At 69.1% G+C, this 11,833-nt stretch carries 15 protein-coding genes and 1 pseudogene; 9 read left to right on the top strand and 7 right to left on the bottom strand.

Features of this window, described 5'->3' with window-relative positions; translation table 11 throughout:
* Positions 1-556: ABC transporter substrate-binding protein (locus AC1DY5_RS24200; RefSeq protein ID WP_478115478.1), on the top strand; the 556-nt coding region annotated here is incomplete at its 5' end.
* Positions 553-1,614, top strand: a complete 1,062-nt coding sequence (locus AC1DY5_RS24195; RefSeq protein ID WP_478115476.1) for a sugar phosphate isomerase/epimerase family protein — start codon at positions 553-555, stop codon at positions 1,612-1,614. The genes AC1DY5_RS24200 and AC1DY5_RS24195, both read left to right, overlap by 4 nt.
* Positions 1,615-1,617: 3 nt before the next feature.
* On the opposite strand, the gene AC1DY5_RS24190 is transcribed toward AC1DY5_RS24195, so the two are convergent.
* The 3 genes from AC1DY5_RS24190 to AC1DY5_RS24180 all read right to left on the bottom strand — a co-directional run bounded on the left by AC1DY5_RS24190 (position 1,618) and on the right by AC1DY5_RS24180 (position 4,257).
* Complete coding sequence (locus AC1DY5_RS24190; RefSeq protein WP_478115475.1) at positions 1,618-2,301, bottom strand: TetR/AcrR family transcriptional regulator; 684 nt, start codon at positions 2,299-2,301, stop codon at positions 1,618-1,620.
* Positions 2,302-2,416: 115 nt separating this feature from the next.
* Positions 2,417-2,899 carry a RidA family protein gene (locus AC1DY5_RS24185; RefSeq protein ID WP_478115473.1) on the bottom strand — a complete coding sequence of 161 codons (483 nt, stop codon included), beginning with the start codon at positions 2,897-2,899 and terminating at the stop codon, positions 2,417-2,419.
* Entirely contained in the window at positions 2,896-4,257 is a 1,362-nt protein-coding gene (locus tag AC1DY5_RS24180; protein ID WP_478115472.1) for an NAD(P)/FAD-dependent oxidoreductase, read from the bottom strand. Before AC1DY5_RS24180 ends, AC1DY5_RS24185 begins: the two co-directional genes overlap by 4 nt.
* 162 nt (positions 4,258-4,419) lie before the next feature.
* On the opposite strand from AC1DY5_RS24180, the gene egtB reads away from it, so the two are divergent.
* From egtB to AC1DY5_RS24155, 5 genes are all read left to right on the top strand, one after another.
* Positions 4,420-5,667: an ergothioneine biosynthesis protein EgtB gene (gene egtB, locus AC1DY5_RS24175; RefSeq protein WP_478115470.1), complete on the top strand. Its 1,248-nt coding sequence runs from the start codon at positions 4,420-4,422 to the stop codon at positions 5,665-5,667.
* Complete coding sequence (egtD, locus tag AC1DY5_RS24170) at positions 5,667-6,656, top strand: L-histidine N(alpha)-methyltransferase (RefSeq protein WP_478115468.1); 990 nt, start codon at positions 5,667-5,669, stop codon at positions 6,654-6,656. The genes egtB and egtD overlap by 1 nt, the downstream gene beginning before the upstream one ends.
* Before the next feature lie 40 nt (positions 6,657-6,696).
* The gene (locus AC1DY5_RS24165; protein WP_478115466.1) at positions 6,697-6,978 is read left to right on the top strand and encodes a DUF427 domain-containing protein; all 282 of its coding nucleotides are present in this window, start codon (positions 6,697-6,699) and stop codon (positions 6,976-6,978) included.
* On the top strand, positions 6,975-7,715 hold the full coding sequence (locus tag AC1DY5_RS24160; RefSeq protein ID WP_478115465.1) for a 2OG-Fe dioxygenase family protein: 741 nt from the start codon (positions 6,975-6,977) through the stop codon (positions 7,713-7,715). The genes AC1DY5_RS24165 and AC1DY5_RS24160 overlap by 4 nt, the downstream gene beginning before the upstream one ends.
* 111 nt (positions 7,716-7,826) lie before the next feature.
* Entirely contained in the window at positions 7,827-8,270 is a 444-nt protein-coding gene (locus tag AC1DY5_RS24155; RefSeq protein ID WP_478115463.1) for a universal stress protein, read from the top strand.
* Here the strand turns inward: AC1DY5_RS24155 and AC1DY5_RS24150 are convergent.
* The gene (locus tag AC1DY5_RS24150) at positions 8,267-8,932 is read right to left on the bottom strand and encodes an RluA family pseudouridine synthase (protein ID WP_478115462.1); all 666 of its coding nucleotides are present in this window, start codon (positions 8,930-8,932) and stop codon (positions 8,267-8,269) included. The genes AC1DY5_RS24155 and AC1DY5_RS24150 overlap by 4 nt on opposite strands.
* 41 nt (positions 8,933-8,973) lie before the next feature.
* Here AC1DY5_RS24150 and AC1DY5_RS24145 point away from each other — a divergent pair.
* Positions 8,974-10,197: pseudogene (locus AC1DY5_RS24145) on the top strand (MFS transporter); the annotation flags it as partial.
* A 15-nt stretch (positions 10,198-10,212) separates the two neighbouring features.
* Here AC1DY5_RS24145 and AC1DY5_RS24140 read toward each other — a convergent pair.
* From AC1DY5_RS24140 to AC1DY5_RS24130, 3 genes are read right to left on the bottom strand one after another with little or no spacing between them, the layout of a single operon-like run.
* Positions 10,213-10,494, bottom strand: a complete 282-nt coding sequence (locus AC1DY5_RS24140; RefSeq protein WP_478115480.1) for a 2Fe-2S iron-sulfur cluster-binding protein — start codon at positions 10,492-10,494, stop codon at positions 10,213-10,215.
* The gene (locus AC1DY5_RS24135; protein WP_478115460.1) at positions 10,494-10,775 is read right to left on the bottom strand and encodes a VF530 family protein; all 282 of its coding nucleotides are present in this window, start codon (positions 10,773-10,775) and stop codon (positions 10,494-10,496) included. The genes AC1DY5_RS24140 and AC1DY5_RS24135 overlap by 1 nt, the downstream gene beginning before the upstream one ends.
* A 7-nt stretch (positions 10,776-10,782) precedes the next feature.
* Positions 10,783-10,929 (bottom strand): hypothetical protein, encoded by a 147-nt coding sequence (locus AC1DY5_RS24130; RefSeq protein ID WP_286522844.1) that lies wholly within the window; start codon positions 10,927-10,929, stop codon positions 10,783-10,785.
* Between the two features lie 101 nt (positions 10,930-11,030).
* Between AC1DY5_RS24130 and AC1DY5_RS24125 the strand changes: the two genes are divergently transcribed.
* Positions 11,031-11,546 (top strand): N-acetyltransferase family protein, encoded by a 516-nt coding sequence (locus AC1DY5_RS24125; protein WP_478115458.1) that lies wholly within the window; start codon positions 11,031-11,033, stop codon positions 11,544-11,546.
* Positions 11,547-11,833 lie beyond the last annotated feature (287 nt).

Raw genomic sequence — 11,833 nt, 5'->3', positions numbered from 1 at the left:
GGCCGACGCCAAGCCGGACGCGATCTTCAACGTGATGTTCGGCAGCGATCTCACCAAGCTCGCGCGCGAAGGCAAAACCCGCGGCCTGTTCGAGGGCCGCGACGTCGTGAGTCTGCTGACCGGCGAGCCCGAGTATCTCGACCCGCTCAAGAGCGACGCTCCCGTCAACTGGATCGTGACCGGCTACCCCTACGCCAACATCGACACGCCGGAGCACAAGGCCTTCCTGGCCGCCTACCAGAAGAAATACAACGACTACCCGCGGCTGRACTCGATCGTCGGCTACGCCACCGTGAAGGCGATCGCGGCCGGCATCCAGAAGGCCGGCTCGACCGACACCGAGAAGCTGGTCGCCGCCTTCAAGGGGCTCCAGTTCGGCTCGCCCTTCGGCCCGGTCGTTTTCAGGCCGCAGGACAACCAGTCGACCTTGGGCATCTTCGTGGGCCGCACGGCAGTCCAGGACGGCAAGGGCGTGATGCCTTCGGGCACCTACATCGACGGCGCCAAGCTGCAGCCGCCCGAGGAGCAGGTCCGCAAGCTGCGCAGCGCGCCATGAGCGTCGCTGTCTTGCCGCTGATCGGCTGCAACGGCCGCGGCGCGCAGGCCTCTTCGCTCGAGGCGCCGGTGTCGCTGGCCGAGCCGCCGATCGACGAGCAGTTCAGGCTGGTGCGCGACGCCGGCGCCTTCGACTTCTTCGATCGCCTGCCGATGCCGGGGCAGGTCGACGCCTATCGGCGCTGCATCGAGCGCTACGGCCTCCCGGTGCATACCGCGAGCTGGTTCTATGCGCTCGGCCGCGACGAGGCGCTGCTGGCCGAGAAGTTTCGCCTGGCCGCGGAGGTCGGTGCCGGCACGCACAACATCATGCTGTACTGGCACGACGCCGGCGGCCGCCCGATCGGCGACGACGAGGTGGTGGACTTCTACCTGCGCGCCTACGACGAGGGCATGGCGCTCGGCGTCGAGCCGGCCTTCGAGTTGCACGTCAACATGTGGAGCGAGGACCCGCGCCGCGTCGCGCCGGTGGCGCAGGCCGTCAGGCGCCGGGGCATCCCGTTCCACTTCACGCTCGACTACAGCCATGCGATCTTCAAGATCGGCAATCCGCGCGAGCTCGCGATCTGCGGCCTGACGCAGGATGTCGCCGCGGGGCGCGCCGTGCTGGACCCGTTCCAGAGCGGCAACTTCGTCGACCAGTGGCTCGAGTTGGGCATCGTGCGCTGGCTTCAGGTGCGCAGCGTGGCGCCAAACGGGCCGTGCAATCTCTGGTCGATCAGCGACCCCGGGAGCGCGGTCGCGGCCGTGCCCGAGCATTCGATCTTTCCTTACGCAGGCGGCGAACCGGGCCGCGGCATTCTCTACCCCTTCGCCGCACCGGCCGCCGGCGAATGGCATTCGGACTGGCAACCCGAGGCTCTTGCCTGTACACGCGAGGTCGTTCGCAAGGTGCTCGCCCATCACCGCAGCCACCCGGGTTCGCCGCTGCGCTGGATCACGACCGAGATGATCAACCTGCCCGACTACGCGCACAACGCGCGCTTTTCGCTGATCGGGCAGAACGCGGCCATCGCGCGCTTCGTTCGCGAGACCTGGGCGGCCTCGGCGCCGGCCTGACGATCACTTCTTCGCGGCTGCAGCCGGCTTGCGCCGGGTCCTGGGCGGTACGGGACCCCGGACCGGGGCGTCGCGGGTCGCGAGCATGCTCAGCACCACGTCGCAGATGTGCTTGCGCCATGCCGCACGCCGTGGCCGGCTCATCAAATCGGCGCCGATCCAGGTCGAGCAGGTGTACTGGTTGGAGACGTAGAAGAAGCCGAGCGACATGATAGTCATGAGCACGTGCTCGGAAGACACGTCGTGCCGGAACACGCCCTGGGCCTGACCGCTCTTCAGCAGGGTCTCGACCGTATGCACCAGCGGCAGCGCGGTGCGTCCCACCTGTGGCGACTGCCGGATGTGCCTGCCGTGCAGCAGGTTCTCGTTCATCAGCAGGCGCACCAGATGAGGGTGCGCCTGGTAGTGGTCCCACGAGTGCAGCACCAGTTGCCGCATTCCTTCGACCGGGTCGTCGGGCGTCACGAACTCGCGCTGCGCGCCGATCATGTCTTCGTAGATCTTTGCCAGCACCGCCTGGTACAAGCGCTCCTTGTTGCCGTAGTAGTAGTACAGCATCCGGTCCACCGTGCCGGCTGTCGCGCTGACGCGCTCGATGCGGGCACCGGCGAAGCCATGCTCCGCGAACTCCTCGACCGCCGCTGCCAGGATGCGGGTCTCGAGCAGGTCCGAGTGCTCGCGCCGCAAACGCCTGCGCGTGGGCCCGCCTTCAGCTGCCGTTGGCGTCTCGTTCGCTGGTGCGGCGGCACGGCCGTGGCGAGGGGCGGAAGAAGATCGTTCGGACACTGTGAACTCGCTCCGTCTAGATGAACTCGACCTCGGCCTCGATCTCGACCGGGATGTTGAAGGGCAGCTCGGCCATGCCGACCGCGCTGCGCGCGTGCGCACCGGCCTCGGGTCCATAGAGCTCGAGGATCAGCGTCGAGAAGCCGTTGATCACCTCCGGCATCCGCACGAAGCCCGGCGCCGCGTTGACCATGCCGAACACGCGTCCCCAGGCCGTGACGCGGTCGAGGTCGCCGAGGGCGCGCTGCAGGCTGGCGAGGATGGCCAGGCCGGTCAGCCGTGCGGCCTCGAATCCCTGCTCGACCGTCAACTCGCGCCCGAGCTTGCCCAGCGGCTCGGCGAAGCTGCCGTTCGCGGCCAGCGGTCCGTGGCCGGAGATCAGCGCCCGCCGGCCCAGCAGGCGCACCGGAGGGAAGGGTAGCAGCACGCCGGGCGGCGGCGTCACGGGCGGCGGCAGCGCCAGCCCCATGTCCTGGAGTTTCTGCTCGATGCGTGTCATTCGGTCCTCTCCTTGGCGCGGACGTCGGCCACCACCCGCGCATAGCGCTGGAAGCTCCAGTAGGCGCTGGCCCAATCCATCAGCACCACGAAGCGGTTGCGGAAGCCGATCAGGAAATAGATGTGCGCGAACAGCCAGAACAGCCAAGCAAGCTTGCCCGAGAAGCGCAGCGGTCCGAAGGGCGTGCCGAGGTCGACCACGGCCGAATTGCGGCCGATGGTGGCGAGGTTGCCGTAGTCGCGGTAGCGAAACGGCTCGCTCGGCTGGCCAGCGATGCGGTGCAGGATATTCGAGGCCGCGGCCCGCCCCATCTGCTTGGCTCCGGGCGAGACGCCAGGGACCGGCGTCGGCTCCTTGCCGGGCTGGTGGCTCATGGCTGCTGCGAGGTCGCCGACCACGCTGATGTCCGGTCGGCCCGGCAGGCTGAGGTCGGGCAGCACCTTGACCCGGCCGGCGCGGTCGGTCTCGGCGCCGGTGGCCGCGGCCACCATCCGGCCGAGCGGCGACGCGGCGACGCCGGCGGCCCAGATCACGCAGCCGCAGTCGATGCGGTGGCTGCCGAGGCCGGCGCCGCCGTCGCTGAAGGGCGAGGCGATCTCAAGCCCGGTGGCGTCGATGGACGTGACGCGGGCGTTCAGCCGCACCTGCACGCCCAGCTTCTGCAATTGCTCCAGCGCGCGTTGGCTCAGCGATTCGGGCATCGCCTGCAGGACGCGCGGGCCGCCCTCGATCAGCAGCACCTCGGCGCTGCTGGGGTCGATATGGCGGAATTCGCCCTCGAGCGTGTGGCGCGCGATCTCGGCCAGCGTGCCGGCCATCTCGACCCCGGTCGGACCGGCGCCGATCACCGCGAAGGTCAGCAGCGCGCGCCGCCGCGCCGGGTCGGTCTCGACCTCGGCCGCCTCGAAGCTCACCAGCACGCGGCGGCGGATCTCGAAGGCGTCGGCCAGCGTTTTCAGGCCCGGCGCCATCGGCTCCCAGGCGTCGTTGCCGAAGTAGCTGTGGGTCGACCCGGCGGCCACGATCAGATGGTCCCAGGCCAGGCGGCTGCCGTCGGCCAACTGCGCCGTGCGCGCCTCGGGATCGACCTGCGTGACTTCGCCGAGCAGGGTCGTGACGTTGGGCTGGCTGCGGAACAGCAGCCGGATCGGCGCCGCGATCGACGGCGCCGCCAGGCCCGCGGTCGCCACCTGATAGAGCAGCGGCTGGAACAGGTGGTGGTTGGTCTTGTCGACGATGGTGATGTCGACGTCGGCCTTCTGCAGCTTGCGCGCCGCCTCGAGGCCGCCAAAGCCGCAGCCGAGGATCAGGACCCGGGGGCGGCCGGAAGCCGGTGACGTCGTCGGGGGGATGCTCATTCGCCGCATGATACGCAGCACTCTGGCAGCCGCCAGCGAGTTGTGCCAAAGTGGCGCGTCCTGCCGAGCCGGGGCCCCGGTTCCCGCCCGGCGCGACCTTGTCCTACGACACCTGTCCGTCTGCATGGGCTAAAAAGCGTTCAAGCCAAACTTGGAGACCCCATGAACCTGATCCGGCCGAAGCTGCCGGCGGCGGAGGCGTTGCGCGAGCATTTCGAGGCCGTGCGCGTGCACAGCCTCGAACTGGCGGCGTCCCTGTCGGCCGAGGACCAGTGCATCCAGTCGATGCCCGACGCCAGCCCGACCAAATGGCACCTGGCGCACACCACCTGGTTCTTCGAGACCGTGTTGCTCCAGCCACACGCGAGCAGCTACCAGGTCTTCGACCCGCTCTTCCACTACCTCTTCAATTCCTATTACGAAGCGCTGGGGCCGCGCCATCCGCGGCCCCAGCGCGGCCTGCTGACACGGCCGTCGCTGGAGCAGGTGCACGACTTCAGGCGCCACGTCGACAAGGCTGTGCTGGCCTTGCTGGACCGCGCCGCGGAAGCCGACTGGGCGACCATCGAGCCGATCCTCACGCTGGGCCTCCAGCACGAGCAGCAGCACCAGGAACTGATCGTCACCGACATCCTCCACGCGCTGTGGTGCAACCCCTTGCTGCCGGCTTATCGCGCACCGGCCGGGCCGGCCCTGCGACTGGCTTCGACAACGCCGCCGGTGCGCTGGCTGCCTCAGCCGGGCGGGGTGGTCGAGGTTGGCCACGGTGGGCCGGGCTTCGCCTTCGACAACGAGACGCCGAGGCACCCAGTGCTGCTGCGGCCCCATGCGATCGCGCACCGGCTCGTGAGCTGCGGCGACTACGCACAGTTTGTCGCCGATGGCGGCTACCAGCGGCCGGAGCTCTGGCTCTCCGATGGCTGGGCCGCGGTGCAGGCGCAGGGCTGGCGCGCGCCGGCCTACTGGCTGGCGCCCGACGATCCGCGCCTGGCCTGGCAAGGCGTGCCGGCCGCCTGGCATGTGTTCGGCGTCCACGGCGTGCGCCCCCTCGAGCCGGAGGCACCGGTGGCGCAGCTGAGCTTCTTCGAGGCCGCCGCCTACGCCGAATGGGCCGGTGCGCGGCTGCCGACCGAGTTCGAATGGGAGGCGGCGCACGACGCGCCCGGCATCACCCAGATGAGCGGCCATGTGTGGCAATGGACCCGTTCGTCGTACGACCCGTATCCGGGCTTCCGGCCGCTCGCCGGGATCGCGGCCGAATACAACGGCAAGTTCATGGTCGGCCAGCTGGTGCTTCGCGGCAGCAGCATCGCGACGCCTCGAGGGCACTCGCGGGCCAGCTATCGCAACTTCTTCCCGCCGGCCGCGCGCTGGCAGTTCTCGGGGCTGCGGCTCGCGAAAGACCTCTGATGGGCACTCCTGCTTTCAACCTCCACGCCTTTCGCGCCGCGCAGCGGGCCGCGCCGCTGTCCGACTTCGCGCGCGAGCTGTTCGCCGGCCTGAGCCTCGATGCGCGCAGCATCTCGCCGAAGTTCTTCTACGACATCGAGGGCTCGGCGCTGTTCGACCGCATCTGCGAGCTGCCCGAGTACTACCCGACGCGCACCGAGCTGCGCATCCTCACCGACTGTGCCGAAGAGATCGCGGCCCAGATCGGGCCGGACGCCGAGATCATCGAATTCGGCGCCGGCTCGCTGACCAAGGTGCGCCTGCTGCTCGGCGCGCTCGCGTCGCCCCGGCGCTATGTGCCGATCGACATCTCGGGCGCCCATCTCGAGGCCGCCGCAGCGCGCCTGCGCGCCGACTATCCACGGCTCGCGGTGCAGCCCGTGGTGGCCGACTACACGATGCCGCTGGTGCTGCCGCCGGCGCGCGCAAAGGGCGCCGGCCAGCGTGTGGGCTTCTTCCCGGGCTCGACGCTCGGCAACTTCTCGCCCGACGAGGCACTCGCCTTCCTCCAGCTCGCGCACCGGCTGCTGCGCGGCGGCGGCCTGCTGCTGGGCGTCGATCTCGTCAAGGACCCGGCGCTGCTCCACGCCGCCTACAACGATGCGCAGGGCGTGACGGCGGCTTTCAACCTCAACCTGCTGCGGCGCGCCAATTCCGAATTGGGCTGTAACTTCGATCTCGACGGCTTCACGCATGCGGCCTTCTACAACTCGCCGCTGCGGCGGGTCGAGATGCACCTGGTCAGCCGCCGGGCGCAGCAGGTGACGCTCGACGGCCAGCGGTTCAGCTTCGAGGAGGGCGAGACGCTGCATACCGAGAACTCGCACAAGTTCACGGTCGAGGGCCTGCGCGCGCTGGCCGTGAAAGCCGGCTTCCGGCCGGCCGCGGTGTGGACCGATGTCGAGCGCCTGTTCAGCGTCCACTGGTTGCAGGCGCCCGCGGCACAATAGCGTGCTGCCCCCAATTTTGGGCGGGCACCGGAGAACCTTGATGAAAGCAGTTTGGAACGGCGTCACCGTGGCCGAGAGCGACGACACGGTGCTGGTCGAAGGCAACCACTATTTCCCCATGGAATCGCTCAATCGCGACCACGTGACTTTCAGCAACCACAAGACCACCTGCGCCTGGAAAGGCACCGCCAGCTACTTCTCCCTGCTGGTCGATGGCGAACTGCATGCCGATGCGGCCTGGTACTACGCCGACCCCAAGCCCGAAGCCGAAATGGTCCGGAACCGCGTCGCCTTCTGGAAGGGCGTGAAGGTGACGGAGTGAGCCTCGCGTTCAGTCCACCTTTCACGCCCCCCGACCGACTCGTTCCCACGCTGCGCCAGGACGGCTATGCGGTATTGAGCCCGCAGGGCGTGGCCGACTGGCTGGGCCTGCCGCTGGCGCAGCTCGAGGCCCTGCATACCGATTGGGCCCAATTGCCGCCGGACGACTACCTGAAGGACGGCGGGCGCTATCGCACCCGGCGCCACGCCTGCTTCACGGTCGACGGCGCCACGCTCGAGCAGGTGCCGCATCGCGCGCACTGGCAGCCGGTCGAATACAACGCCTTGCATGGCGGCATGCAGCGCTGGTTCGCGCCGATGGAGGCGGCGACCGTGGCGCAGCCGGCCTGGCAGCAACTGATGCGCCAGCTGGGCGAAGCCGCCAGCGGGCTGCGCGGCACCCAGCGCTGGTACGTGGAGGCTCACCAGTTCCGCATCGACACCGCCGACGGCATCGGCCGGCCGACACCCGAGGGCGCGCATCGCGACGGCGTCGACTTGGTCGCGGTGGCACTGGTGGGGCGCCACAACATCAAGGGCGGCGAGACCCGCGTGTTCGAGGCCAGCGGCCGTCGCGGCGAACGCTTCACGCTGACCGAGCCCTGGACGCTGATGCTGCTCGACGATGCGCGCGTGATCCACGAGTCGACGCCGATCCAGCCCCTGGTCGATGGCGAGCCGGGTTGGCGCGACACGCTGGTCGTGACCTGCCGCTCCGGCAATTTCCAGGGCGATTGACCGGCGACAAGCGCTCCGCAGTCGTCCTACAACCGATGGCCGTGCCTTGGATGTAAATTCGGGGTCCGGTTCGAGCGATCGAGCCCCGTAGAGAACGAAAGAGGTCCGCCCATGTTCAATCACATCCTGGTCCCGATCGACGGTTCCGACGCCTCGATGCTCGCGGTCAGCAAGGCCAGCGGGCTGGCACTGGCGTTCGGCAGTCGAATCACGCTCATCCATGTGGTGGACAACTATCCCTTCATCGGCGTCGGCGCGGACTACGCGCTGGGTCAGAACGAATATCTCGCGGCCGCCACCAGCAGCGCCAATGCCGCGCTGGCGCGTGGTGTCGCCGCCCTGGCCGCCGAAGGCCTGCACAGCGACCAGCGCGTGATCGACGGCCATGTGGTGCACGAGGGCATCGTCGACACCGCGATCGCGATCGGCGCCGACCTGATCGTGATGGGTTCGCACGGGCGCAGCGGCATCGAGAAGCTGCTGCTCGGCAGCGTCACGCAGCGCGTGCTGCAGGATGCCAAGATCCCCGTGCTCGTGGTGCGCGGGGAGAACTAGATCCCTCGGGCTCCGAACAGGCCCTGATCGAAGGGTGCTGCGCTTTCGAATCGGCGCAAACGCCCATCGGCGGGGTGCCTGAACTCGAGCGTGGTGGCGTGCAGCAGCAGTCGCGGCGCGCGTTGCCGCACGCTCTCCGTGCCGTACAGCGCATCGCCGAGGATCGGATGCCCGATCGACAGCAGGTGCACCCGCAACTGGTGGCTGCGCCCGGTCAGGGGTTCCAGCAGCAGATGAGTGGCGTCGCGCTCGGGAAATGAACGCTTGACCCGCCAGCGCGTCTGGCTCGTCTTGCCCGAGGGGTTGATCTTCTGCAGCGGCCGGCGCGGCCAGTCGGCGGCCAGCGGCGCATCGATCAGCGACCAGTCGTCGGCGGGCGCCAGCAGGCCGTCGACGATCGCCTCATAGCGCTTGTGCACCTGCCGGGCGGCGAACGCGTCACCCAGCGCGCGTTGCATCTCGGGGCTGCGCGCCATCAGCACCAGGCCGCTGGTCGCCATGTCGAGCCGGTGCACCACCAGCGCGTCGGGCCACTGCCGCTGGGCGCGGGCGCTCAGGCAATCCTGCTTGTCCTCGCCGCGGCCGGGCACGCACAGCAGGCCGGCCGGCTTGTCGAGCACCAGCAGGTGAGGGTCTTCGTGGAGCGGCTGCAGTTCGGTCATCGCAGGCACGAGTCTAGAAGCCTCGGCTATCCTCGAAGTCAATGTCAGTCGCCTCCGCATCCGCTCGCTCCGCCCGTTTTTCCGATCTCACGCGCGAGCGGCCCTTCATGCGGCTCTGGGTGGCACGGCTGTTCGGCACCGCGGCCAGCCAGATGCTGCTGGTCGCGATCGGCTGGCACATGTACGAACTCACGGGCAGCGCCTGGGACCTCGGGCTGGTCGGCCTCTACCAGTTCGTGCCKGCCCTGCTGCTGGCGYTGCTCGCGGGCCATGTGGTCGACCGCCACCATCGCGGCCGTATCGTCGCCGCCTGCTTCTCGGTGCAGGGCGCGGTGGCCCTGCTGCTGCTGCTCGCGGTGCAGGTGAGACACGACTCGCGCGGCCTGTTGCTCGGCCTGTCGCTGGTGCTGGGCGCGGTGCGGGCCTTCCAGATGCCGGCGCAGCAGGCGCTGACGCCCTTGCTGGTGCCGCCGATGCTGCTGCCGCGCGCGATGGCCTTCAGTTCGGCCGGCATGCAGGGCGCCATCATCGGCGGGCCGGCCCTGGGCGGGCTCCTGTTCGTGGCCGGGATGGGCGTGGTGTACGGCGCCGCGGTGGCCTTCTTCGTGCTGGCGGCGGTACTGGCGCTGCGGCTGCGCTACGCGCACCTGCCGCCGGCCCGAGAGCCGGTCACGCTGCATACCGTGCTGGCCGGCGTCGACTTCATCTGGAATCGCAAGACGGTGCTCGGCGCCGTCTCGCTCGACCTCTTCGCGGTGCTGCTCGGCGGCGCCGTGGCGCTGCTGCCGATCTACGCCAAGGACATCCTGCACTCCGGCCCGTGGGGCCTGGGTCTGCTGCGCGGTGCGCCGGCGGTGGGGGCGCTCGCGACATCGATCCTGCTGACGCGGCGTCCGATCGAACGGCACGTGGGCCGGACTCTGCTGCTGGCGGTCGGGCTTTTCGGCCTCTGCATGGTGGTGTTCGGCCTGTCGCGCAGTTTCGGCGTCTCGCTGATCGCCCTGGCGGTCTCGGGCGGCGCCGACATGGTGAATGTGGTGATCCGGCAGACGCTGGTTCAGCTCGAGACGCCCGATGCCATGCGGGGCCGCGTGAGCGCGGTCAATTCRATCTTCATCGGCGCCAGCAACCAGCTCGGCGAGTTCGAATCGGGCGCCACCGCTGCCTTGCTCGGGCCGGTCGGGTCGGYGGTGGCGGGCGGCGWYGGCACCGTGCTGGTGGCGCTCGCCTGRTTCAGGCTCTTCCCGTCGCTGGCGCAGCGGGACCCTCGTCAGGCGGGGCTAGAAATGAGAGAAGGCGTACGGCACGTCGAGCCTGACGTCCTCGAGCGGCTCGGCCACGCAGGGCAGGATCCAGCCTTCTGCCTTCTCATCGGCGCTGACGCCGGGCCACTCGATGCGATAGCGGATGCTGCCCTCGACCAGCCTGCAGAGGCAGGTGCGGCAGGTGCCGTTGCGGCACGAGCTCGGCAGTTCGATGCCGGCCGCATCGGCGGCTTGCAGCAGCGTGACGCCGGTGTCGCAGTCGAAGTGGAAGCCACCGGGTGCGATGTCGACTTTCATCAGGGGCGCGGCGCGGCGGATCGCTGGCGGCGCTGGTCGCGCAGCATGAAGAGATAGAGGCTTTCGACTTTCTCCCGCGCCCATGGCGTCTTGCGCAGGAACTTGAGGCTCGAGGCCACGCTCGGGTCGCTGGTGAAGCAGCGCAGCGGAATGCGCTCGCCCAGTCCCGCCCAGCCGTAATGCGCCTGCAGCGCGGTCACGATGGCTTCCAGGGTGAGGCCGTGCAGCGGATTGCGCGCCTGCTTCTGCGGCGGCGCGCTCGGGCCGGGCTCGCCGCTCACGGCTGGCTCACTTGTTCTTGAGCTTGCCCCGCGGAATGACCGCGGTGGTGATGGTGCGCACTGGCTCGATGGCGGCGCCCGGCGGCTTCGGCGGCGAAGTGTCCTTCTTCGGTTTCTTGGCTTCCTTGGTGCTGCGCTGCTGACTCTTTGCCATGGGGTTCTCCGGGGTAGTTCGAATGCGAATGTGACGGCAAGTTTAGCCCGCGCGTTCGGCGCGGCGACAATATGGCTTTTACCGATTCGCTTCCTGCATTCATGTCCGACTACGAAGTTCGCCCCGCCACCCTGCGCGATGCCAAGGCCATCGCCGAAGTCCATGCCGCCGCCGCCCGTGCTGCCTACGAAGGCATCCTGCCCGAAGACCAGCTGCGTGCCCTGGCGCCGGCCACCCGCGAGGCCAAGTGGCGCGAGGCCATCGAGTTCAGCGAGCCGCAGGTTCAGGTCGCGGTGCTCGATGGCGAGATCGTCGGCTTCGTCGGCTACGACCGTTCGCGCGATCCCAAGACGCCGTCGACCACCGGCGAGATCTGGGCCATCTACGTCAAACCCGAGCATTGGGACAAGGGGGTCGGCGTCGCGCTGTGGGATGCCGCGCGCGACGGCCTCGAGGAAGAGGGCTGCACCAAGGTCACGATCTGGGTGCCGCTGCGCAACGACCGCGCCATGCGCTTCCACGAACTGGCCGGCTTCAAGCGCGAGATGAAGACCGCCAAGACCACGGCCATCGGGGACGTGAAGATCGAGGAGATCCGCCTCAAGCGCGACGTCTGAGCCGGCACGCCGCCAATGGCCACCAGCCTGCTGCTGCTGCTCGACGACATCGCGACGGTACTCGACGATGTCTCAGAGGCTGAGAAGCTTTTGACTTTTGGCTGAAGAGRGTTGCTGAGCAAAGCGCCTGAGGATCGCCGGGTCCAGGAGGCGAAACGCGTCGCCGAGGTGCCATGCCGGTGCGGYARGCGCGCTGATGGGGAGCCTGGCGAGGTTTTGGGGCGCTCTTTCGCCSTTCACCCGGCCGTTGCGGCGGCTGCGCACGTACCTGTGCCCCAGCCGACCAA

Source organism: Variovorax sp. P4_D9 (assembly GCF_056401695.1).
Note: the sequence above shows the minus strand (reverse complement) of the source record. Positions and strands in the feature narration are given on the sequence as shown.

Coding starts and splice junctions, on each gene's coding strand:
- egtD (WP_478115468.1), top strand. CDS start 5,667: ATGGGCACTCCTGCTTTCAACCTCCACGCCTTTCGCGCCGCGCAGCGG.
- AC1DY5_RS24185 (WP_478115473.1), bottom strand. CDS start 2,899: ATGACACGCATCGAGCAGAAACTCCAGGACATGGGGCTGGCGCTGCCG.
- AC1DY5_RS24155 (WP_478115463.1), top strand. CDS start 7,827: ATGTTCAATCACATCCTGGTCCCGATCGACGGTTCCGACGCCTCGATG.
- AC1DY5_RS24180 (WP_478115472.1), bottom strand. CDS start 4,257: ATGAGCATCCCCCCGACGACGTCACCGGCTTCCGGCCGCCCCCGGGTC.
- AC1DY5_RS24165 (WP_478115466.1), top strand. CDS start 6,697: ATGAAAGCAGTTTGGAACGGCGTCACCGTGGCCGAGAGCGACGACACG.
- AC1DY5_RS24125 (WP_478115458.1), top strand. CDS start 11,031: ATGTCCGACTACGAAGTTCGCCCCGCCACCCTGCGCGATGCCAAGGCC.
- AC1DY5_RS24150 (WP_478115462.1), bottom strand. CDS start 8,932: ATGACCGAACTGCAGCCGCTCCACGAAGACCCTCACCTGCTGGTGCTC.
- AC1DY5_RS24140 (WP_478115480.1), bottom strand. CDS start 10,494: ATGAAAGTCGACATCGCACCCGGTGGCTTCCACTTCGACTGCGACACC.
- AC1DY5_RS24130 (WP_286522844.1), bottom strand. CDS start 10,929: ATGGCAAAGAGTCAGCAGCGCAGCACCAAGGAAGCCAAGAAACCGAAG.
- egtB (WP_478115470.1), top strand. CDS start 4,420: ATGAACCTGATCCGGCCGAAGCTGCCGGCGGCGGAGGCGTTGCGCGAG.
- AC1DY5_RS24195 (WP_478115476.1), top strand. CDS start 553: ATGAGCGTCGCTGTCTTGCCGCTGATCGGCTGCAACGGCCGCGGCGCG.